Source organism: Enterobacter cloacae complex sp. P38RS, assembly GCF_014930775.1.
Classification (GTDB): Bacteria; Pseudomonadota; Gammaproteobacteria; order Enterobacterales; family Enterobacteriaceae; genus Enterobacter; species Enterobacter bugandensis.
On record NZ_JADBRS010000010.1, the window covers coordinates 36006 to 56412 of the forward strand.

Here is a 20407-nt window from a genome sequence, read left to right on the forward strand (position 1 = left end):
ATTTTTTTAACGTAAGTTACCCAGCGGGATCTCCGGATCCGGCTCGTGAGTAATGCGGTTACGCAAGTCACGTCGAATGATTTCGATCGACCAGAACCAGACCAGATGACCCACGATCTCTGACACGTGTTCATACCAGGGCAGATCAAACAGCGGTGGCGTCAGCCCCATCAGCGGGAAGGAGAGCATGTGAACAAAAAGCTGTGCCAATGCACCCGCCAGCAAACCCTGCCAGAGTTTAATTTTCGGGAAGACTTCAGCAACGACACAATACCCAACCGCGAAGACGATTGAGAAAATAATATGCGTTACGCCGACCCAGTTAAATATATGTCCGGCAAAGGTATAAACTGCTGCGTTAGGATCAACTACGCCCAGCCAGTCGCGTAAAAAAACATAGGGTGGATTTAAAAAATTGCGGGAGCAATCTATTTGTCCTGCGGCTCTTATTAATTGCTCAGGGCCACATGCGCCGGTAAATAAATCGGTGGGACTGCGTGGCGGGAGTGGTACCTCGGCTCCCCATTTGACAAACGCGGAGACAATTCCTGCAATTAAGCCAATGAACGCGGCGAGTCCGTAGCGCCTGCGTGACGGCGGTGTTTGTTCAAATAGATTCATTTCGTTTCCTTGTTTAACGTCATCCTGCGAAATACATTTTATTATTCAAATCAGCAACAAAATAATAACAGTCTGAATGCCAGACTGTTTATAAGGTAAAGGGCAGGCGGCGGCAGTGTCAATTCGCTATTCCTGATAGAAGCTAAAGAATATCCCTGAATGAAGGCCGGCTTCATCCTGAAATATTAATGGCGCGGATATTTCAGAAATTAATTACTTATTCCTTTCTTCTACCGCGCATTCCCTGAAACAGCTCTGCTACGTCGACAAAATAGTCGGTCAGATAGTTAATACACACCTGTACTTTGAGGGGCAGCTTGTCCTTCTCGGTATACAGGGCGTAGACCGGGCGTGGATCGGACTGATAGCGCGGGAAGAGGATCTCCAGCACGCCGCTGTTGATCTCATTGATCACCCACATCAGCGGCACGTAGGCGATCCCGGCGCCGGCCACCAGCCAGCGCGAAATGGTCATCGGATCGTTGGTGACGAACCGGCCTTCCGGCAGCAGCCTGGTGGAGATCCCTTCCGGAGCAATCAGCTCAAATTCATTATCGGGGCGGACGCTGTACTCCAGCCAGGAGTGGTTAGCGAGATCGGCAGGTTTCTCGGGCACACCGTACTGCGCCAGATAGCTCTTCGAGGCACAGACCACCATCGGCATACTTCCGAGGCGACGCGAGAACAGGCTGGAGTCCTGCAACGCGCCAACGCGGATCACCACGTCTAATCCATCGGCGATCAGGTCTGGGGCAGGGATGCCCGTCACCAGATTGACGGTAAGCCCAGGGTACTCTTTCAGCATGTCCGCCGTCATGGCAGCGAGAACATTTTGTGCCATAGTTGAAGAACACCCTATACGCAGCGTGCCGATGGGCGTGTTGTTAAAGGCATAGAGTTGTTCGTGAACATCCTGCACTTCATGCAGCATGCGGCGACAGCCCTGATAGTAAATTTTACCGGCTTCCGTCAACCCGATGCTGCGGGTGCTGCGGTTGAGCAGCTTAACCTGAAGCTCATCTTCCAGTTTGGACACCGTCTGGCTGATGGATGAGACGCTCATCTGAAGCTGGCGCGCAGCGGCGGTAAATGAGCCGAGTTCAACCACTTTGGCGAAGACGGACATGCGTTTTAAACGTTCCATTGTTCACTCTGGCTTAAAAGTGATTTAGATCACATATGATAGATAACAGCATAACAGTTACGTTAATATATTATTAATTACATAACGGCTGCGCCATTCTCGCCCTGCGTTTCTAGCTCTCCTGCGATGGCGTGCGCTAAAAAATTCTGAAGCCTGCACTCTCTCTTATCAAGGTCAACATGAGTCTGTTTCCCGTTATCGTGGTGTTCGGTCTGTCGTTCCCACCGATATTTTTCGAGCTTCTTTTATCACTGGCGATCTTCTGGCTGGTGCGCAAGGTGCTGGTCCCGACCGGGATCTACGATTTCGTCTGGCACCCTGCATTGTTCAATACCGCGCTGTATTGCTGCCTGTTTTATCTGATATCGCGCATGTTTGTCTGAGGTTGATGTGAAAACGCTAACAAGAAAAATCTCCCGCACCGCCATTACCATGGCGCTGGTTATCCTCGCGTTCATCGCTATTTTTCGCGCCTGGGTTTATTACACCGAATCACCGTGGACGCGTGACGCGCGCTTTAGCGCCGATGTGGTGGCAATTGCCCCCGACGTGGCCGGCCTTATCACGGCGGTTAACGTTCACGATAACCAGCTGGTGAAGAAAGATCAGGTCCTGTTCACCATCGACCAGCCTCGTTACCAGAAGGCGCTGGAGGAAGCAGAAGCAGACGTGGCCTATTACCAGGCGCTGGCCGCAGAGAAACGCCGTGAGGCAGGCCGTCGTAACCAGCTGGGCGTTCAGGCCATGTCCCGCGAAGAGATTGACCAGTCCAACAACGTGCTGCAAACCGTGCTGCACCAGTTAGCGAAAGCGCAGGCAACGCGCGATCTGGCGAAGCTCGACCTGGAGCGTACCGTGATCCGCGCGCCGGCCGATGGCTGGGTGACCAACCTGAACGTCTATGCCGGGGAGTTTATCACCCGTGGCTCAACCGCCGTGGCGCTGGTTAAACAGAACTCCTTCTACGTGCTCGCCTATATGGAAGAGACCAAGCTGGAGGGCGTTCGTCCGGGTTATCGCGCAGAAGTCACGCCGCTTGGCAGCAACCGCGTCTTTAAAGGTACCGTCGACAGCGTCGCCGCAGGGGTAACCAACTCCAGCAGCTCTAACGATGCCAAAGGGATGGCGACGGTGGATTCTAACCTGGAGTGGGTGCGTCTGGCGCAGCGCGTGCCGGTACGTATTCATCTGGATGAGCAGCAGGGCAACCTGTGGCCAGCGGGTACCACGGCGACGGTGGTGATCACCGGAGAAAAAGATCGGGATGCCAGCCAGGACTCCCTCTTCCGTAAAATTGCCCATCGCCTGCGCGAGTTTGGTTAATCGCCATGGGTATCTTTTCCATCGCCAGTCAGCACATTCGCTTCGCCGTGAAGCTGGCGTGCGCCATCGTGCTGGCGCTGTTCGTTGGCTTCCACTTCCAGCTTGAAACCCCTCGCTGGGCGGTGCTGACCGCCGCGATTGTCGCGGCGGGCCCTGCCTTCGCCGCGGGTGGAGAACCCTACTCTGGTGCGATCCGCTATCGCGGGATGCTACGTATCATCGGGACGTTTATCGGCTGTTTCGCGGCGCTGACCATTATTATTCTGATGATCCGCACGCCGCTGCTGATGCTAATGGTCTGCTGCATCTGGGCGGGCTTCTGCACCTGGGTCTCGTCTCTGGTAAAAGTCGAGAACTCCTACGCCTGGGGGCTGGCGGGCTATACCGCGCTGATCATTGTCATCACCATCCAAAGCGAACCGCTGCTCGCGCCGCAGTTTGCCGTGGAGCGCTGCAGCGAGATTGTGATTGGTATTGTCTGCGCGATCGTGGCCGACCTGCTTTTCTCCCCGCGCTCGATCAAGCAAGAGGTGGATCGCGAGCTGGACGCGCTGATCGTTGCCCAGTACCAACTGATGCAGCTGTGCATTAAACACGGCGATAGCGAAGAGGTGGATAAAGCATGGAGCGGGCTGGTTCGTCGTACGCAGGCGCTGGAAGGGATGCGCAGCAACCTCAATATGGAGTCGTCTCGCTGGGCGCGGGCGAATCGTCGCCTTAAAGCCCTGAATACCGTCTCCTTAACGCTGATTACCCAGGCGTGCGAAACCTATCTTATCCAGAACACCCGCCCGGAATCGGTCACCGATACGTTCCGTGAGCTGTTTGCCGAGCCGGTAGAGACCGTGCAGGACGTGCATAAGCAGCTTAAGCGCATGCGCCGGGTGATTGCCTGGACCGGGGAGCGCGAGACGCCGGTGACGATCTACACCTGGGTTGGGGCTGCAACGCGTTATCTGCTGCTTAAGCGCGGCGTGATCGGTAACACCAAAATCAGCGCGGCGGAAGAAGAGGTGCTCCAGGGCGAAGTGGTGATCAAGGCGGAGTCTGCCGAGCGCCATCACGCGATGGTCAACTTCTGGCGTACCACGCTTGCCTGTATGCTCGGCACGCTGTTCTGGCTGTGGACGGGCTGGACGTCCGGCAGCGGCGCGATGGTGATGATTGCCGTCGTGACCGCACTGGCGATGCGTCTGCCTAACCCGCGCATGGTCGCCATTGATTTCCTCTACGGCACCATCGCCGCGCTGCCGATAGGCGCGCTCTATTTCCTGGTCATCATCCCGTCGACGCAGCAGAGCATGCTGCTGCTCTGTATTAGCCTGGCGGTGATGGCGTTCTTTATCGGCATTGAAGTGCAAAAGCGCCGCCTGGGATCGCTGGGGGCGCTGGCGAGTACGATTAACATCATCGTGCTGGATAACCCGATGACCTTCCACTTCAGCCAGTTCCTCGACAGCGCGCTGGGTCAGCTGGTGGGCTGCTTCCTGGCGATGATGGTGATTCTGCTGGTCCGGGATAACTCGCAGGCGCGGACGGGGCGCGTATTGCTGAACCAGTTTGTATCGGCTGCCGTGTCGTCGATGACTACCAATACCGCGCGTCGTAAAGAGAACCACCTGCCCGCGCTCTACCAGCAGCTGTTTTTACTGCTGAACAAGTTCCCGGGCGACATAGCGAAGTTCCGCCTGGCGTTAACCATGATCATCGCGCACCAGCGTCTGCGCAACGCGCCGGTGCCGATCAACGACGATCTCTCGGCCTTCCACCGTCAGCTGCGTCGTACCGCCGACCATGTGCTTTCCGCCAGCAGTGACGACAAACGCCGTCGTTACTTTACCCAACTGCTTGAAGAACTGGATATTTATCAGGAAAAGCTCAAGCACTGGCAAGCGCCGCCACAGGTGACCGAGCCGGTAGGGCGGCTGGTGTTTATGCTGCATCGCTACCAGAATGCCCTCACGGATAACTGACTGAAGTAAAAAAACCGACGCCAAAAGCGCCGGTTTTTTTGTGGCTATACTTATTCCAGCACGTACTTACATTCAGGAAGGGAGGACACATGACGACTCAGGCGCTTCAGGACAACACCCTTTTTCAGACCGGCTATCTGGTCGACGGCATCTGGAAAACGCTGGACACAACGTTTGATGTGCTGAACCCCGCGACCGGTGAGGTCATCGCTAAAGTTGCGAAAGCGGGTAAAGCGCAAACCGAAGAAGCGATCGCAGCGGCCACCAAAGCCTTCCCGGCATGGCGTGCCAAAACCGCGAAAGAGCGTTCGGCGATTCTGTACCGCTGGTACGAACTGATTATTGAAAATAAAAGCTGGCTCGGGCGGTTAATGACCACCGAGCAGGGCAAGCCCCTGAAAGAGGCGGAAGGGGAAGTGGAGTATGCCGCCAGCTTTATCCAGTGGTTTGCCGAAGAGGCCAAGCGCGCGAACGGTGAAATTATTCCGCCAATCAAGCCCGGCTCGCGCATTCTGGCGACCCGTGAACCCATCGGCGTGGTCGCGGCCATCACGCCGTGGAACTTCCCGATGGCGATGCTCACCCGCAAGCTAGGCCCGGCGCTGGCAGCCGGGTGTACCGGTGTCATCAAACCGGCCAATAACACGCCGCTCAGCGCCTTTGCGCTGCTGACGCTGGCAAAACAGGCGGGCGTGCCCGACGGTGTACTCAACGCGGTGGCCGGAAATACCCATGAAATCAGCGATGCGATCATGGCCAGCCACGATGTGCGTAAAATCTCCTTTACCGGTTCGACCTCCGTCGGCAAAACGCTGGTGCGCAACGCCGCAGAAACCATGAAAAAAGTCTCGATGGAGCTGGGGGGAAATGCTCCGTATATCGTCTTTGAGGATGCCGACATCGAGGCTGCGGTAAAAGGCGCGATTGCCAATAAATTCCGCAATGCCGGGCAGGTCTGCGTCAGCGTGAACCGCTTCTACATTCAGGAAACCGTCTACGACAAGTTTGTGAATAAACTCGCAGATGCGGTTAATGCCCTTAAGGTGGGGAATGGCCTTGAGGACGGCGTCGTCGTCGGGCCGCTGATTGAATCCGCCGCGGTCGACAAGGTCCGTGAGCATGTTGAAGATGCTGTCACACGAGGGGCGACCGTGCTGGCGGGCGGCAAACCCCATCCGCTGGGCGGTAATTTCTGGATGCCAACCGTGCTGGGCGACTGTCACGAAGGCATGAAGCTGGCAGAAGAAGAGACGTTTGGTCCGGTTGCGGCGTGTTTCCGCTTCACCTCGGAAGATGAAGTCATCCAGCGTGCGAATAACACGCCTTACGGGCTGGCAGCTTACTTCTACACCCAGAACCTTTCTCGGGTTTTCCGCGTTTCACAGGCCATCGAGAGCGGGATGATTGGCATTAACGAGTGCGCCGTTTCCACCGAGTTGGGGCCTTTCGGCGGCGTAAAAGAGTCCGGTCTTGGACGTGAGGGATCCGTGCTGGGGCTGGAAGAGTATCTGGAAGTTAAAACCCTGCATATCGGGGGATTATAATAGACTGGGCGGCATCTGCCGCCCGCCTGGACTGGGTGGCTGGCAATGAAAACCTATACTTTTGATTTTGACGAAATCGACAGTCAGGAAGACTTTTATCGGGAATTTATCCGGGCGTTTGATCTTGAACGGGAAAGCGTGACCAATCTGGATACGCTGTGGGACGTGGTCACCGGCAGCATGCTGCCGCTACCGCTGGAGATTGAGTTTATCCATCTGCCCGATAAGCTGCGCAGACGTTTCGGCGCGCTGATATTACTCTTCGATGAAGCGGAGGAAGAGCTTGAAGGTCAGCTTCGCTTTAACGCGCGGCATTAAATGAAAAAAGCCCCTGACCACGAGGCCAGGGGCAAGTCGTATGATGAGATACGACGAGGGTTTATTTATACAGTTCAGCCGTGGCGTGCCAGTGGTCACCTTGATTCAGTTCGGTGACGCGATAGCTGCTGGCGCCTGCTTTTTCAGCTTTGGCGGCAAGCTCCTGACGAATGTCCATCGGGGAGCCGGTGACTGACGTCACGGAGACGCTGCCCATTGGCTGCAGATTTTGTGCCTGATCGGCATTCACTTGCTGTACGGCTGCGCTTGCGCCGAAAGAGAGAGCGGATGCCAGACCCAGGGTTGCGATGATCAATTTGGTTTTCATAGTCTTTACTCCTGAACAGGTTTTTTGCTCAACGGCGAGAAGGGTTGAACTGCTATTTTTATGCCTGGTGCCGTTGAGTGGAGAGTTATGTCTTCAGTGATTACTTAAACTTATTTGTACAGCTCGGCGGTGGCGTGCCAGTGGTCACCGGAACGCGCTTCGATAATGCGATAGGATGACGCACCTTTTTCTTCCGCTTTTTTGTTCAGCATCTCATGCATGTCCATTGGAGACGTGCCAACAGCGCCGACAGAAACCGTACCGATTGCCTCACGGGATTGCGCCTGGTCAGCATTAATAGCGTCAGCCGCGAAAGCACCGAAGGACAGGACAGACAGGACGCTCAGCGCCGCTACAGTAGTTTTGATTTTCATGATTCTTACCTCGTCGAATTTTTTAGTGGGGTCTTGTTTCGTGACCCTCATCACAAAATCAAGTATACACTAATAACGTAAAAAATTAATACCAGACTAATGGTTTCCCTTGTTATTACGTGTTAAACACGCTTTTTTTTATAACCTAATTGCATAATGTTGGGTGTTTTATGAGCAATTTTTGCTGGTATTTATAAGAAAATCATAGGGATAATGCTTTTTGATTTTTTGTGCGATTTGCGGGATTGCTATTCACTGGATGAATGTTAATGAGTGGTAAAAAGCACTAATCGTCAAAGCAAGGGCAGTGAAATAAAGGGGGAAATGATGCGAGAGCAGAATGATCCCCGCAGCGGCGCTACGGGGAAAGCGCATTACAGTTCCTGTTCGAACAGAACCAGAATCGCTTCGTGGAGATCCTTCACGGAGAAACCGCTAGCCGGGGTGGTAAAGATGGTGTCATCACCGGCAATGGTGCCAAGGATACCCTCTGTTTTACCTAACGAGTCCAGCATGCGGGCAATCAGCTGCGCGGCACCCGGGCTTGTGTGGATGACCACAACGGCGTCGTTATAGTCGATATCCAGAACCAAATTCTTGAGCGGGCTGGAGGTGGTCGGCACGCCAAGTTCAGCCGGCAGGCAATAGACCATCTCCATCTTGGCGTTGCGGGTACGCACCGCGCCAAACTTGGTTAACATGCGGGAGACTTTCGACTGGTTGATGTTATCGAAGCCTTGTTCCTGCAGCGCCTGAACAATTTCTCCCTGAGAACTGAATTTCTCTTCTTTAAGTAGCGCCTTAAACGCTTTTACCAATTCTTCTTGCTTAGACGAGCTTCGCATAAGTCACCCGGAATATGACGAAAGAAACAACATTATTATGCATGTGGATGAATTTTTATGCAAATTATCTGCTCAACGGCAGGCTGAAATAATGTTATGAAAGGGAGTGATTTTATCAGATTTCGTTATCAGAAAACATGCCTGGGTCACGCCGCGCAAATAAGCTTAAAAGTAAATTAAATGTTATCAAAATGATGTTGTTTTGGTGGCGTGGCAGGGTGTATTGTAACCACCTCTTAATTCGTTGCCATCTGTCGTCAGATAGCTTTCTGGTGAGAGATAAAGTCGTGTGACCTCAAATTCTTTAGCTTCGAAAATTGTAATTAAAGACATGCTGATTTAAGGTCGCGGCAACGGATTTACAGATACTTAAGTTAACCATAATAAGGAGTTTAGGATGAAAGTCGCAGTCCTCGGCGCTGCTGGTGGTATCGGCCAGGCGCTTGCCCTACTACTGAAAACCCAACTGCCTTCAGGCTCAGAACTCTCCCTGTACGATATTGCTCCGGTAACCCCAGGCGTGGCGGTTGACCTGAGCCACATCCCGACCGCTGTAAAAATCAAAGGCTTCTCCGGTGAAGATGCGCGTCCTGCGCTGCAGGGTGCTGACGTGGTCCTGATTTCTGCAGGCGTGGCGCGTAAGCCAGGCATGGATCGTTCAGACCTGTTCAACGTCAACGCGGGCATCGTGAAAAACCTGGTGCAGCAGATCGCTGAAGTGTGCCCGAAAGCATGCATCGGTATCATCACTAACCCGGTGAACACCACCGTTGCTATCGCAGCCGAAGTGCTGAAGAAAGCGGGTGTGTACGACAAAAACAAACTGTTCGGCGTGACCACGCTGGATATCATCCGTTCCAACACCTTCGTTGCTGAGCTGAAAGGCAAACAGCCAACAGAAGTGGAAGTGCCGGTTATCGGCGGCCACTCTGGCGTGACTATTCTGCCTCTGCTGTCGCAGATCCCGGGCGTGAGCTTCACCGAGCAGGAAGTGGCTGACCTGACCAAACGAATCCAGAACGCGGGCACCGAAGTGGTGGAAGCGAAGGCGGGTGGCGGTTCTGCAACCCTGTCTATGGGCCAGGCGGCTGCACGTTTCGGTCTGTCACTGGTTCGCGCCCTGCAGGGCGAGAAAGGCGTTGTTGAATGTGCTTACGTTGAAGGCGACGGTGAACATGCCCGCTTCTTCTCTCAGCCGCTGCTGCTGGGCAAAAACGGTATTGAAGAGCGTAAGCCTATCGGTACGCTGAGCGCGTTTGAGCAAAACGCGATGGAAGGCATGCTGGACACGCTGAAGAAAGATATCACTCTGGGTGAAGAGTTCGTTAACAAGTAAAACGAAGTGTCTCCCGTAGGCCGGGTAAGCGTTAGCGCCACCCGGCAAAAAAACCGAAGCCAGTAAGCGCTTCGGTTTTTTTATGGGGCTAATTTGTTGCCGGGTATTCCTGAATCGTCACGTGCAGCGTCATTTTCTTATCGTTGCGCATGATTTCCACAGGGATGATCGAGCCAGGGCGAATTTCGGCCACCTGGTCCATCGTCTCCAGGGCAGAGACTGCCGGCGTGCCGTTGACCGACACGATGACATCATTAACCTGAATCCCCGCGTTAGCCGCCGGGCCACCCGGTGCCACCTCGTTGACGACGATGCCCTGAATCTGGTCGATACCGCCGCCCTGAGTATGCATTGGCGCAATTTCGCGCCCGCCGATACCGATATAGCCGCGGATCACGCGTCCGTCGCGGATCAGCTTATCCATAATCTTGGTCGCCAGCTGGAACGGAATAGCAAAGCCGATCCCTTCCGGCGTCTCGCCGTCGTTGCTTTTATCGAACGAGAGGGTGTTGATGCCCATCAGTTCGCCCAGCGAGTTGACCAGCGCGCCGCCGGAGTTGCCGTGGTTGATTGACGCATCCGTCTGCAGGAAGTTCTGCCGTCCTGACGGGTTGAGGCCGATTCGACCGGTCGCGCTGATAATTCCTTGCGTGATGGTCTGGCCCAGGTTGTACGGGTTACCGATCGCCAGCACCACATCGCCGATGTGCGGCGTACGTTTACGGTTGATCGGAATGACCGGCAATCCGCCCGTGGCGTTAATCTTCAGCACGGCCAGATCGGTCAGGCTGTCTGAACCCACAAGCAACGCCTCAAACACGCGGCCATCCTGCAGGGCGACGATGATCTGGTCGGCATCGTTGATCACGTGTTTGTTCGTAATAATGTAGCCGCGCTCGTCCATAATCACCCCGGAGCCAAGGGTGCGGATCTCAAGCTGGTTATGTGCTGAGCTGTTGAGGCCGCGGTTATAAACGTTAACCACGGCAGGGGCGGCACGGCGAACGGCCTGGTTATAGGTCGCCGGCGTTTCATCCGTGCTGTCGAACTGGGGGGCAGACAGCTTATTAAACTGACGCAAAGACGGCATCGCCAGCAGCAGCAGGCCAGCGACAATCAAACCGATGACAATGGAACGTAAGAGCTTTAAAAGCATGATGCGCGTGTCGTGAAAAAAGGAACGATTTGCAGCATAACATGAGTTATCCGGACATCACACGCAGCGGTGATGTCCGGGATCGCAAATGCTTAGCGCAACAGAATGTAGATAGACTCATTGCCACGCATGACCTGCAGGGCAATGACCGCCGGTTTGCTCTCCAGCACCTTGCGCAGTTCGGCAATGGACTGCACGCGATTGCGGTTCACGCCAATGATGACATCTTCCTGATGCAATCCGGCCTGCGCGGCAGGGCTGCTCTTCTCGACGGTGTCCAGGCGAATGCCTTTCGTACCGTCTTTCAACTGCCCATCGCTTAACGTTGCTCCCTGCAGCGCCGGGGCGATAAGCTCCGCGCTGGCAGAGGACGAGGTGCTTTTATCCAGCGTCACATCGACGTTCAGCGGCTTACCGTCACGGATCAGGCCCAGCTTCACTTTGGCCCCCGGTTCGGTGGTGGCGATACGCGAACGCAGTTCAGCAAAGCTGCTCAGCGGCTTGTCGTTAAGGCTGACGATCACATCGCCCGATTTAATGCCTGCTTTTGCCGAGCCGGAGTTTGGTAGCACTTCACTGACAAACGCACCGCGCTGCACGTTGATATTGAACGCTTTCGCGATATCCGCGCTCATCTCCATGCCTTTAATACCCAGCAGTCCACGTTTGACTTCGCCGAACTGGATTAGCTGCTGCGCCAGCGTTTTAGCCATATTGCTCGGGATCGCAAAGCCAATCCCAATGCTGCCGCCGCCCGGAGCCAGAATTGCCGTGTTAATGCCAATCAGCTCGCCGTTAAGGTTGAGTAATGCCCCGCCGGAGTTGCCCCGGTTGATTGAGGCATCGGTCTGGATGAAGTTTTCCAGACCTTCCAGATTCAGACCACTGCGTCCCAGCGCCGAGACTATGCCGGAGGTGGCGGTTTGACCTAAACCAAAGGGGTTGCCCACGGCGACGGCAAAATCACCGACGCGCAGCTTGTCGGAATCCGCAATGGCAATCTGGGTCAGGTTGCTCGGGTTCTGCACCTGCAATAGCGCGATGTCGCTCTGATCATCGCCGCCAATCAGTTTGGCATCAAATTCACGACCATCGTTCAGCTGGACGCTGATTTTATCGGCCTGGCTGATGACATGATTGTTGGTCAGGATATAGCCTTTAGCCGCATCAATGATGACGCCAGAGCCCAGGCCTTCAAAAGGCTGAGCCTGCTGGTTGGGGGACTCATCGCCAAAATATTTTTTCAGTTCTTCCGGTACGCGCTGGCTTTGAACCGCCGTGCCTTCTACCTGAACGCTCACGACCGCGGGCAACACTTTTTCCAGCATTGGCGCGAGGCTGGGAGTGGCTGCCTGTCCCGGCACCTGCGAAGGCAGCGCCGCACCGGCAGGGAAGGACGCCGAGAGAGATAACCCGACACTTAACGCTATAGCGCTCAACAGCTGGTTTTTTTTCTTCATTGATGCTGACTCTCGTATCCTGGAATGAAAGAAGAACGGCCCAAAATCATGATGATGTTATTGAATTTTATACCGCTGAACAATGAGGTGTTTGACTAAATAATAGCTGGGGACGGGAAGAAAGGACGGGCGCAAGAGATGCGCCCGTAAAATATATTTATGTTGTGCGATTAATCGCGTTTTGCGCCACCGCGCAGCAGGCCGGACGCGCCGTCAGAGTAGTCGCGTGGCATCTGAACCGGAGCCTGATCGTTACCCGCTTCTGAGTCGGCCAGACGGTTGCGGAACGGGTTAGTCTCCGCGGTCATTTCCGGCAGCAGGCTGCTGGAGCTTTTCGCCATATGCTGATACAGCTGACGGTAGTCGGTCGCCATGTTGTCCAGCAGCTCAGCGCTACGGGCAAAGTGGCTGACCAGCTCTTCGCGATACTCTTCCAGCTCTGCTTTATTCTTTTCCAGTTCGTACTGCAGTGACTGCTGCTGACGCAATTTGCGGTTGCCGAAACGCATGGCCACAGCACCGATCACGATGCCGACGACTAAACCGATTAGCGCATATTCCCAGGTCATGAACTTCTCCCGTTGTCTTGTTGTTCCGTAGGGTGTTGGCTCGGCTCCTGCCTGTGCCTGATAATGCCACTATAACCGCTATTTCCGCAGAAGTGGAATCCTGACGTATCATCGCGTAGTGTAGAACGGCCTTTTTTTCATCAGTCACGCCTGCTGATGAGCATTAATTGAAGGAATAACAATAAGATTATGCAAATCCTGTCCCCTGCATCGCGATATCAACTGGCCCTGAATGAGGGTACTCATCAGCCTGATGACGTTCAACGTGAGGCGGTAAACCGTCTGGAGATGATTTATCAGGCGCTCACGGCAAAACCTGCTGAAGTAGAACAGAGTGGTGGGCTCAAAGCGGCGTTTGGCCGACTGCTCGGCAAAAAAGCGCCGCAGGCTCAGGCTCCGGTGCGCGGTTTATATATGTGGGGCGGCGTCGGTCGCGGAAAAACCTGGCTGATGGATCTGTTTTATCTCAGCCTGCCGGGGGAGCGTAAACAGCGCCTCCACTTCCATCGCTTTATGCTGCGGGTGCATGAAGAGCTTACAGCGCTGCAGGGCAAAAGCGATCCGCTGGAGATTGTGGCTGACAGGTTCAAGGCGGAAACGGACGTGCTCTGCTTCGATGAGTTTTTTGTTTCTGACATTACCGACGCCATGCTGTTAGGCGGGCTGATGAAAGCGCTGTTTGCCCGCGGGATCACGCTCGTTGCCACGTCGAATATCCCGCCGGATGAACTCTATCGCAACGGCCTGCAGCGGGCGCGTTTCCTGCCGGCTATTGATGCTATCAAACAGCATTGCGACATCATGAATGTCGATGCCGGTGTCGATTATCGTCTGCGCACGTTAACGCAGGCGCACCTGTGGCTTTCGCCGTTAAACGCCGATACCGCTCGCGAGATGGATAAACTCTGGCTGGCGCTGGCGGGCGCAAAACGCGAAAACGCACCGACGCTGGAGATTAACCATCGCCCGTTACCCACCCTTGGCGTAGAAAACCAGACGCTGGCGGTCTCTTTTGCGACGCTCTGCGTGGATGCCCGCAGCCAGCATGACTATATTGCGCTTTCGCGCCTGTTCCACACCGTGATGATGCTGGATGTGCCGGTGATGACGCGGCTGATGGAGAGCGAAGCGCGGCGCTTCATTGCGCTGGTGGACGAGTTTTACGAGCGCCACGTCAAGCTTGTCGTCAGCGCCGAGGTGCCTTTATATGAGATCTACCAGGGCGAGCGGCTGAAGTTTGAGTTCCAGCGCTGCCTCTCGCGCCTGCAAGAGATGCAGAGCGAAGAGTATCTTAAGCGTGAGCATATGCCCTAATCAATGCTCCTCTCTCCCACGGGGAGAGGGGCTGGGGGTGAGGGTGCCAGACCGCACAAACGCGCCCCCCGAAAAACCCATTCCAAATCACATTTAAGGGTCGATCTTTGACCTCAACTTCTCTATAATCTTGCGACCCCACGTTACGAGAAGGTTTTTTTCCCGAAACTTTCTATGTGTCGGCATGTGCTATTCGAAGGGGTAGGTTTGCCGGACTTTGTCGTGTGAACCTCAACTGACTAAACGTTTGGGTGTTCACCAACGTGTAACTTATTATTTGGGTAAGCTTTTAATGAAAACTTTTACAGCTAAACCAGAAACCGTACAGCGCGACTGGTATGTTGTTGACGCGACCGGTAAAACTCTGGGCCGTCTGGCTACTGAACTGGCTCGTCGCCTGCGCGGTAAGCATAAAGCGGAATACACTCCGCACGTTGATACCGGTGATTACATCATCGTTCTGAACGCTGACAAAGTTGCTGTTACCGGCAACAAGCGTACTGACAAAGTGTACTACCACCACACCGGCCACATCGGTGGTATCAAAGAAGCGACCTTTGAAGAGATGATTGCCCGCCGTCCTGAGCGTGTGATTGAAATCGCGGTTAAAGGCATGCTGCCAAAAGGCCCGCTGGGTCGTGCTATGTTCCGTAAACTGAAAGTTTACGCAGGCAACGAGCACAACCACGCGGCACAGCAACCGCAAGTTCTTGACATCTAATCGGGATTATAGGCAATGGCTGAAAATCAATACTACGGCACTGGTCGCCGCAAAAGTTCCGCAGCTCGCGTTTTCATCAAACCGGGCAGTGGTAAAATCGTAATCAACCAGCGTTCTCTGGAACAGTACTTCGGTCGCGAAACTGCCCGCATGGTAGTTCGCCAGCCGCTGGAACTGGTTGATATGGTAGAAAAACTGGATCTGTACATCACCGTTAAAGGTGGTGGTATCTCCGGTCAGGCAGGTGCGATCCGTCACGGTATCACCCGCGCTCTGATGGAGTACGACGAATCCCTGCGTTCTGAACTGCGTAAAGCTGGCTTCGTTACTCGTGACGCTCGTCAGGTTGAACGTAAGAAAGTGGGTCTGCGTAAAGCACGTCGTCGTCCACAGTTCTCCAAACGTTAATCCATTCTGCTTACGCAGAACGATTGGCGAAAAACCCGCTTCGGCGGGTTTTTTTATGGATAATGCGCAGGTTATCCACAGTAACATTTCATATATCTTCTCTTTTTCCACATTTCCGGCATCCCCTCACCACAAAGCCATCAAAATCTGGTAAACTATCATCCAATTTTCTGCCCAAATATCGGTGAATACTCGATTTTTGTTCGATTCTTGAACAATGTGTCTTCTCTGGGATGGGCGATACTTCATCTGGCTGGCCCCGTTGGGCTGGTAGCAGTAAAAATTCTGAATATACCTGGAGGTTTTCATGGCTGTCGCTGCCAACAAACGTTCGGTAATGACGCTGTTTTCTGGTCCTACTGACATTTATAGCCATCAGGTTCGTATCGTGCTGGCCGAGAAGGGTGTCAGTTTTGAGATCGAGCATGTGGAAAAGGATAACCCGCCTCAGGATCTGATCGATCTCAACCCGAGCCAAAGCGTACCGACGCTGGTAGATCGCGAGCTGACCCTGTGGGAATCCCGTATCATTATGGAATATCTGGATGAGCGTTTCCCGCATCCGCCGCTGATGCCTGTTTACCCTGTTGCACGTGGTGAAAGCCGCCTGTACATGCAGCGTATCGAAAAAGACTGGTACTCGCTGATGAACGTCATTACCAGCGGCTCCGCTTCTGAAGCCGACGCTGCGCGTAAGCAACTGCGTGAAGAGCTGCTGGCAATTGCCCCTGTGTTTGGTCAGAAACCGTTCTTCCTGAGCGACGAGTTCAGCCTGGTGGATTGCTATCTGGCCCCGCTGCTGTGGCGTCTGCCAATTCTGGGCGTTGAGTTCAGCGGCCCTGGCGCAAAAGAGCTGAAAGGCTATATGACTCGCGTATTTGAGCGCGACTCTTTCCTGGCATCTTTAACTGAACCGGAACGTGAAATGCGTCTCGGCCGAGGCTAATGACTGTGGAAATGTCACAACTTACCCCACGCCGTCCGTATCTGCTGCGCGCCTTCTATGAATGGCTGCTGGATAACCAGCTCACGCCGCACCTGGTTGTGGATGTGACGTTGCCGGGCGTGCAGGTTCCAATGGAATACGCACGCGACGGACAGATTGTACTGAATATTGCGCCACGTGCAGTGGGTAACCTGGAGCTGGCAAACGACGAAGTGCGCTTTAATGCGCGTTTCGGCGGCGTGCCGCGTCAGGTTTCCGTTCCGCTGGCTGCGGTTCTGGCTATCTACGCCCGTGAAAACGGTGCAGGCACCATGTTCGAGCCGGAAGCGGCGTATGATGAAGAGGTTGCCAGCCTGAATGACGATGAGGCATCCGATGAACGCGAAAGCGACCCGGTAATGTCTGTGATTGATGGCGACAAGCCCGATCGTCAGGACGACGACGAGGGTCCCGATGATGAACCGCCACCGCGCGGTGGTCGTCCCGCACTGCGCGTTGTGAAATAAACAAACAGGCCCGACGGGCCTGTTTTGCTTTCTGCCCCTTTTCGCCCCCTCTAATTTCCTGTGTTATGATGCAGCGTTTTCCTTCAATGGCACCGGACTGCAATGAAACCGACCGATCGTAACGCTGAAAACTCAGATGAAACCCTTGGCCGCAGCCTGCGTCGCCGACCGCTGACGCGCAAAAAGCTGTCGGATATGGTGGAAGAAGAGCTAGAGCAGATGATCCGCCGGAAGGAATTTGCCCAGGGAGAGCAACTGCCCTCCGAGCGCGAGCTGATGGCGTTCTTCAACGTGGGCCGCCCCTCGGTGCGCGAAGCGCTGGCGGCGCTGAAGCGTAAAGGTCTGGTACAGATTAACAACGGTGAACGCGCCCGCGTCACCCTGCCGTCTGCCGATACCATCATCAGCGAGCTGTCGGGGATGGCGAAAGATTTTCTGACCCAGCCCGGTGGTATTGCCCATTTTGAGCAGCTCCGTCTGTTCTTTGAATCCAGCCTCGTGCGTTATGCCGCAGAGTACGCCACGGACGATCAGATTGCGCGGCTGACGAAAGCGCTGGAGATCAACAGCCAGTCCCTGGATGACAACGCGCTGTTCATTCGATCCGACGTCGATTTTCACCGCGTGCTGGCGGAGATCCCCGGCAACCCAATCTTCAACGCGATCCACGTTGCGCTGCTCGACTGGCTAATCGCGGCGCGTCCTAAAGTGCCGGATGCAGAGCTTTATCAACATAACGCAGCCAGCTATCGCCAGCATATCGCGATCGTTGACGCGATCCGCCGCCGCGATCCCGATGAAGCCGATCGGGCGTTGCAAACTCACCTCAACAGCGTTTCCGCTACCTGGCACGCCTTCGGCCAGCATTCAAAAGCTAAAAAGTAACGATCCTTTAGTGAAGCAGATCGCAATATAAGCGTTCTGTATCCCACTGCTGCTTAATTGATCTGGTATAACAGGTATAAAGGTATATCGTTATAACAAACACACGAATGATTGAGGTATCTATGGCAACGCAACTCCGCGGCGTAATGGCCGCACTTCTGACTCCGTTTACCCAACAGCAGGCGCTGGATAAGGAGAGCCTGCGCCGTCTGGTGCAATTCAATATTGCGCAGGGCATCGACGGGCTTTATGTCGGCGGTTCAACGGGGGAAGCCTTTGTCCAAAGCCTTTCTGAACGCGAGCAGGTGATGGAGATCGTGGCGGAGGAGGCGAAAGGAAAAATCACGCTTATTGCCCACGTTGGCTGCGTGAGCACTGCGGAAAGCCAGCAGCTGGCCACCGCCGCTGTCCGCCTGGGCTTTGACGCCGTGTCCGCCGTCACGCCGTTTTATTACCCCTTTAGCTTTGAAGAACATTGTGATCACTACCGTGCAATTATTGATTCGGCGGATGGTCTGCCGATGGTGGTCTACAACATCCCGGCGTTAAGCGGCGTGAAGCTAAGCCTGGATCAGATCAACAGTCTGGTGACGCTGCCCGGCGTCGGCGCGTTAAAACAAACCTCCGGCGATCTCTTCCAGATGGAGCAGATCCGCCGTGAGCATCCGGATCTGGTGCTCTACAACGGCTATGACGAAATCTTTGCCTCCGGCCTGCTGGCCGGCGCGGACGGGGGGATCGGCAGCACCTACAACATTATGGGCTGGCGCTACCGGGCTATCGCCAACGCGGTTCGTGAGGGGGATAACGCCACCGCACAGCGCCTGCAAAGCGAATGCAACAAGGTCATCGACCTGCTGATCAAAACCGGGGTCTTCCGTGGTCTGAAAACGGTTCTGCACTACATGGACGTGGTGTCCGTGCCGCTGTGCCGTAAACCGTTTGCCCCTGTAGACGAGAAATTCGTGCCGGCGCTGAAGGCGCTGGCGGAGCAGTTAATGGCGGAAAAACGCTAACGTACTGCCGGATAAGCGACGCGCCATTCGGTAAAACGACAGAGAAATCGTCGGGAGAGTGAAATGAGTAAGTCTACCCAAAGCATCCCGTGGTACCGCCATCTAAGCCGCCCTCAGTGGCGCGCCTTCTCTGCCGCCTGGCTGGGATATCTGCTTGATGGCTTCGATTTTGTCCTGATTGCCTTAGTCCTGACAGAAATTAAAAGTGAATTTGGCCTGACGACCGTGGAAGCGGCGAGCCTCATTTCGGCGGCCTTTATTTCGCGCTGGTTCGGCGGCCTGCTGCTGGGCGCCATGGGCGACCGCTATGGCCGCAAGCTGGCAATGATAACCAGCATCGTACTCTTCTCCTGCGGTACGCTGGCCTGCGGTTTTGCGCCGGGTTACGTCACCCTGTTTATCGCCCGCATGGTGATTGGTATGGGGATGGCAGGGGAATACGGCTCCAGCGCAACCTACGTAATCGAAAGCTGGCCGAAACACCTGCGCAATAAGGCGAGTGGTTTTCTGATTTCTGGCTTCTCCATCGGTGCCGTGGTTGCGGCCCAGGTCTACAGCCTTGTCGTGCCCGTCTGGGGCTGGCGAGCGCTGTTCTTTATCGGCATCCTGCCCATCGTCTTTGCCCTGTGGCTGCGGAAAAATATTCCGGAGGCTGAAGACTGGAAAGCGAAGCACGAAGGTCAGGCGCCGGTACGTACAATGGTTGATATTCTTTATCGCGGCAAATACCGCCTGATCAATATGGCGATGACGCTGTTTGCCGGCACGGCGCTGTGGTTCTGCTTTGCCGGCGAACTCAACAACGCCGGGCTGGTGGTTATTCTCGGCCTGCTGTGCGCCATTGTGTTTATCAGCTTTATGGTGCAAAGCAGCGGTAAACGCTGGCCTACGGGCGTCACGCTGATGGTTGTCGTGCTCTTCGCGTTCCTCTACTCCTGGCCGATTCAGGCGCTATTACCCACGTATCTGAAAACCGACCTGGCCTATGATCCGTCAACGGTGGCGAAGGTGCTGTTTTTTAGCGGCTTCGGCGCGGCTGTAGGCTGCTGCGTGGGTGGTTTTCTCGGCGACTGGTTGGGCACCCGGAAGGCCTACGTCTGTAGCCTGCTGGCCTCACAGCTGCTGATCGTTCCCGTCTTTGCGATCGGTGGCGCAAATGTCTGGGTGCTGGGCCTGCTGCTCTTTTTCCAGCAGATGCTGGGGCAGGGGATCTCGGGGATCTTACCGAAACTCATCGGCGGTTATTTCGACACCGACCAGCGTGCGGCGGGTCTGGGCTTTACCTATAACGTCGGGGCGCTGGGCGGGGCGATCGCCCCGGTGATTGGTGCGCTGCTGTCGCAGAATATGGCGCTGGGCACAGCCCTGGGATCGCTCTCCTTCGGCCTGACCTTTGTGGTGATCCTGCTGATTGGACTGGATATGCCGTCCCGCGTTCAGCGCTGGCTGCGGCCGGAGGCGATTCGAACCCACGACGCCATCGACGGTAAACCTTTCAGCGGAGCCGTCCCGTTTGGCGGCGATAAAAGCGCTTTAGCCAAAAGCAAAAGTTAATCCGCTGGAAAAAGCGGCAGGGCGTTAGCTCCGCCGTGAGGATATCTTTATGTACGCGATGACGTT

At 54.9% G+C, this 20407-nt stretch carries 22 protein-coding genes; 14 read left to right on the plus strand and 8 right to left on the minus strand.

The annotated features are described in order from the left end of the window. Positions 1-6: 6 nt before the first annotated feature. Positions 7-621 (minus strand): YagU family protein, encoded by a 615-nt coding sequence (locus tag IM303_RS14315; RefSeq protein ID WP_032644925.1) that lies wholly within the window; start codon positions 619-621, stop codon positions 7-9. Between the two features lie 217 nt (positions 622-838). Continuing rightward, positions 839-1765: an HTH-type transcriptional activator AaeR gene (gene aaeR, locus IM303_RS14320; protein WP_028014600.1), complete on the minus strand. Its 927-nt coding sequence runs from the start codon at positions 1763-1765 to the stop codon at positions 839-841. Positions 1766-1944: 179 nt separating this feature from the next. Between aaeR and aaeX the strand changes: the two genes are divergently transcribed. The 5 genes from aaeX to IM303_RS14345 all read left to right on the plus strand — a co-directional run bounded on the left by aaeX (position 1945) and on the right by IM303_RS14345 (position 6923). Then, a complete protein-coding gene (gene aaeX / locus IM303_RS14325) occupies positions 1945-2148 on the plus strand; it encodes a p-hydroxybenzoic acid efflux pump operon protein AaeX (RefSeq protein WP_003860416.1) in 204 nt (67 codons plus the stop codon). A 7-nt stretch (positions 2149-2155) separates the two neighbouring features. Beyond that, a complete protein-coding gene (gene aaeA, locus IM303_RS14330; protein ID WP_028014599.1) occupies positions 2156-3088 on the plus strand; it encodes a p-hydroxybenzoic acid efflux pump subunit AaeA in 933 nt (310 codons plus the stop codon). Between the two features lie 5 nt (positions 3089-3093). Beyond that, positions 3094-5061 (plus strand): p-hydroxybenzoic acid efflux pump subunit AaeB, encoded by a 1968-nt coding sequence (gene aaeB, locus IM303_RS14335; RefSeq protein ID WP_047367037.1) that lies wholly within the window; start codon positions 3094-3096, stop codon positions 5059-5061. Positions 5062-5150: 89 nt separating this feature from the next. Next, complete coding sequence (locus IM303_RS14340; RefSeq protein WP_028014597.1) at positions 5151-6605, plus strand: NAD-dependent succinate-semialdehyde dehydrogenase; 1455 nt, start codon at positions 5151-5153, stop codon at positions 6603-6605. Positions 6606-6650: 45 nt separating this feature from the next. After that, the gene (locus IM303_RS14345; protein ID WP_028014596.1) at positions 6651-6923 is read left to right on the plus strand and encodes a barstar family protein; all 273 of its coding nucleotides are present in this window, start codon (positions 6651-6653) and stop codon (positions 6921-6923) included. Between the two features lie 61 nt (positions 6924-6984). On the opposite strand, the gene yhcN (IM303_RS14350) is transcribed toward IM303_RS14345, so the two are convergent. The 3 genes from yhcN (IM303_RS14350) to argR form a co-directional block, all read right to left on the minus strand. Next, complete coding sequence (gene yhcN, locus IM303_RS14350; protein ID WP_028014595.1) at positions 6985-7251, minus strand: peroxide/acid stress response protein YhcN; 267 nt, start codon at positions 7249-7251, stop codon at positions 6985-6987. Positions 7252-7361: 110 nt separating this feature from the next. Continuing rightward, positions 7362-7625 (minus strand): peroxide/acid stress response protein YhcN, encoded by a 264-nt coding sequence (gene yhcN, locus IM303_RS14355; RefSeq protein WP_014885423.1) that lies wholly within the window; start codon positions 7623-7625, stop codon positions 7362-7364. Positions 7626-7999: 374 nt separating this feature from the next. Next, positions 8000-8470 (minus strand): transcriptional regulator ArgR, encoded by a 471-nt coding sequence (argR, locus tag IM303_RS14360; protein ID WP_008502836.1) that lies wholly within the window; start codon positions 8468-8470, stop codon positions 8000-8002. 397 nt (positions 8471-8867) lie between these two features. Between argR and mdh the strand changes: the two genes are divergently transcribed. Next, entirely contained in the window at positions 8868-9806 is a 939-nt protein-coding gene (gene mdh / locus IM303_RS14365) for a malate dehydrogenase (RefSeq protein WP_028014594.1), read from the plus strand. A gap of 88 nt (positions 9807-9894) precedes the next feature. Here mdh and degS read toward each other — a convergent pair whose 3' ends face one another. The 3 genes from degS to zapG all read right to left on the minus strand — a co-directional run bounded on the left by degS (position 9895) and on the right by zapG (position 12991). Further along, a complete protein-coding gene (degS, locus tag IM303_RS14370; RefSeq protein ID WP_028014593.1) occupies positions 9895-10962 on the minus strand; it encodes an outer membrane-stress sensor serine endopeptidase DegS in 1068 nt (355 codons plus the stop codon). Between the two features lie 92 nt (positions 10963-11054). Next, on the minus strand, positions 11055-12422 hold the full coding sequence (gene degQ / locus IM303_RS14375; RefSeq protein ID WP_193360040.1) for a serine endoprotease DegQ: 1368 nt from the start codon (positions 12420-12422) through the stop codon (positions 11055-11057). A gap of 170 nt (positions 12423-12592) precedes the next feature. After that, positions 12593-12991 carry a Z-ring associated protein ZapG gene (gene zapG / locus IM303_RS14380; RefSeq protein WP_010436126.1) on the minus strand — a complete coding sequence of 133 codons (399 nt, stop codon included), beginning with the start codon at positions 12989-12991 and terminating at the stop codon, positions 12593-12595. A 189-nt stretch (positions 12992-13180) separates the two neighbouring features. Here zapG and zapE point away from each other — a divergent pair, with 189 nt between their 5' ends. The 8 genes from zapE to IM303_RS14420 all read left to right on the plus strand — a co-directional run bounded on the left by zapE (position 13181) and on the right by IM303_RS14420 (position 20341). Next, on the plus strand, positions 13181-14305 hold the full coding sequence (gene zapE, locus IM303_RS14385; RefSeq protein ID WP_041907841.1) for a cell division protein ZapE: 1125 nt from the start codon (positions 13181-13183) through the stop codon (positions 14303-14305). A gap of 292 nt (positions 14306-14597) precedes the next feature. Further along, entirely contained in the window at positions 14598-15026 is a 429-nt protein-coding gene (gene rplM, locus IM303_RS14390) for a 50S ribosomal protein L13 (protein WP_006178824.1), read from the plus strand. 15 nt (positions 15027-15041) lie between these two features. Continuing rightward, the gene (rpsI, locus tag IM303_RS14395) at positions 15042-15434 is read left to right on the plus strand and encodes a 30S ribosomal protein S9 (RefSeq protein WP_003860436.1); all 393 of its coding nucleotides are present in this window, start codon (positions 15042-15044) and stop codon (positions 15432-15434) included. A 307-nt stretch (positions 15435-15741) separates the two neighbouring features. Continuing rightward, positions 15742-16380: a stringent starvation protein SspA gene (gene sspA / locus IM303_RS14400; protein WP_028014589.1), complete on the plus strand. Its 639-nt coding sequence runs from the start codon at positions 15742-15744 to the stop codon at positions 16378-16380. Positions 16381-16385: 5 nt separating this feature from the next. After that, a complete protein-coding gene (gene sspB / locus IM303_RS14405) occupies positions 16386-16886 on the plus strand; it encodes a ClpXP protease specificity-enhancing factor (protein WP_028014588.1) in 501 nt (166 codons plus the stop codon). A gap of 102 nt (positions 16887-16988) precedes the next feature. Next, the gene (nanR, locus tag IM303_RS14410; RefSeq protein WP_045260455.1) at positions 16989-17771 is read left to right on the plus strand and encodes a transcriptional regulator NanR; all 783 of its coding nucleotides are present in this window, start codon (positions 16989-16991) and stop codon (positions 17769-17771) included. Positions 17772-17893: 122 nt separating this feature from the next. Beyond that, the gene (gene nanA / locus IM303_RS14415) at positions 17894-18787 is read left to right on the plus strand and encodes an N-acetylneuraminate lyase (protein ID WP_048999220.1); all 894 of its coding nucleotides are present in this window, start codon (positions 17894-17896) and stop codon (positions 18785-18787) included. Positions 18788-18850: 63 nt separating this feature from the next. Further along, complete coding sequence (locus tag IM303_RS14420) at positions 18851-20341, plus strand: MFS transporter (protein WP_048999219.1); 1491 nt, start codon at positions 18851-18853, stop codon at positions 20339-20341. Positions 20342-20407: the final 66 nt, after the last annotated feature.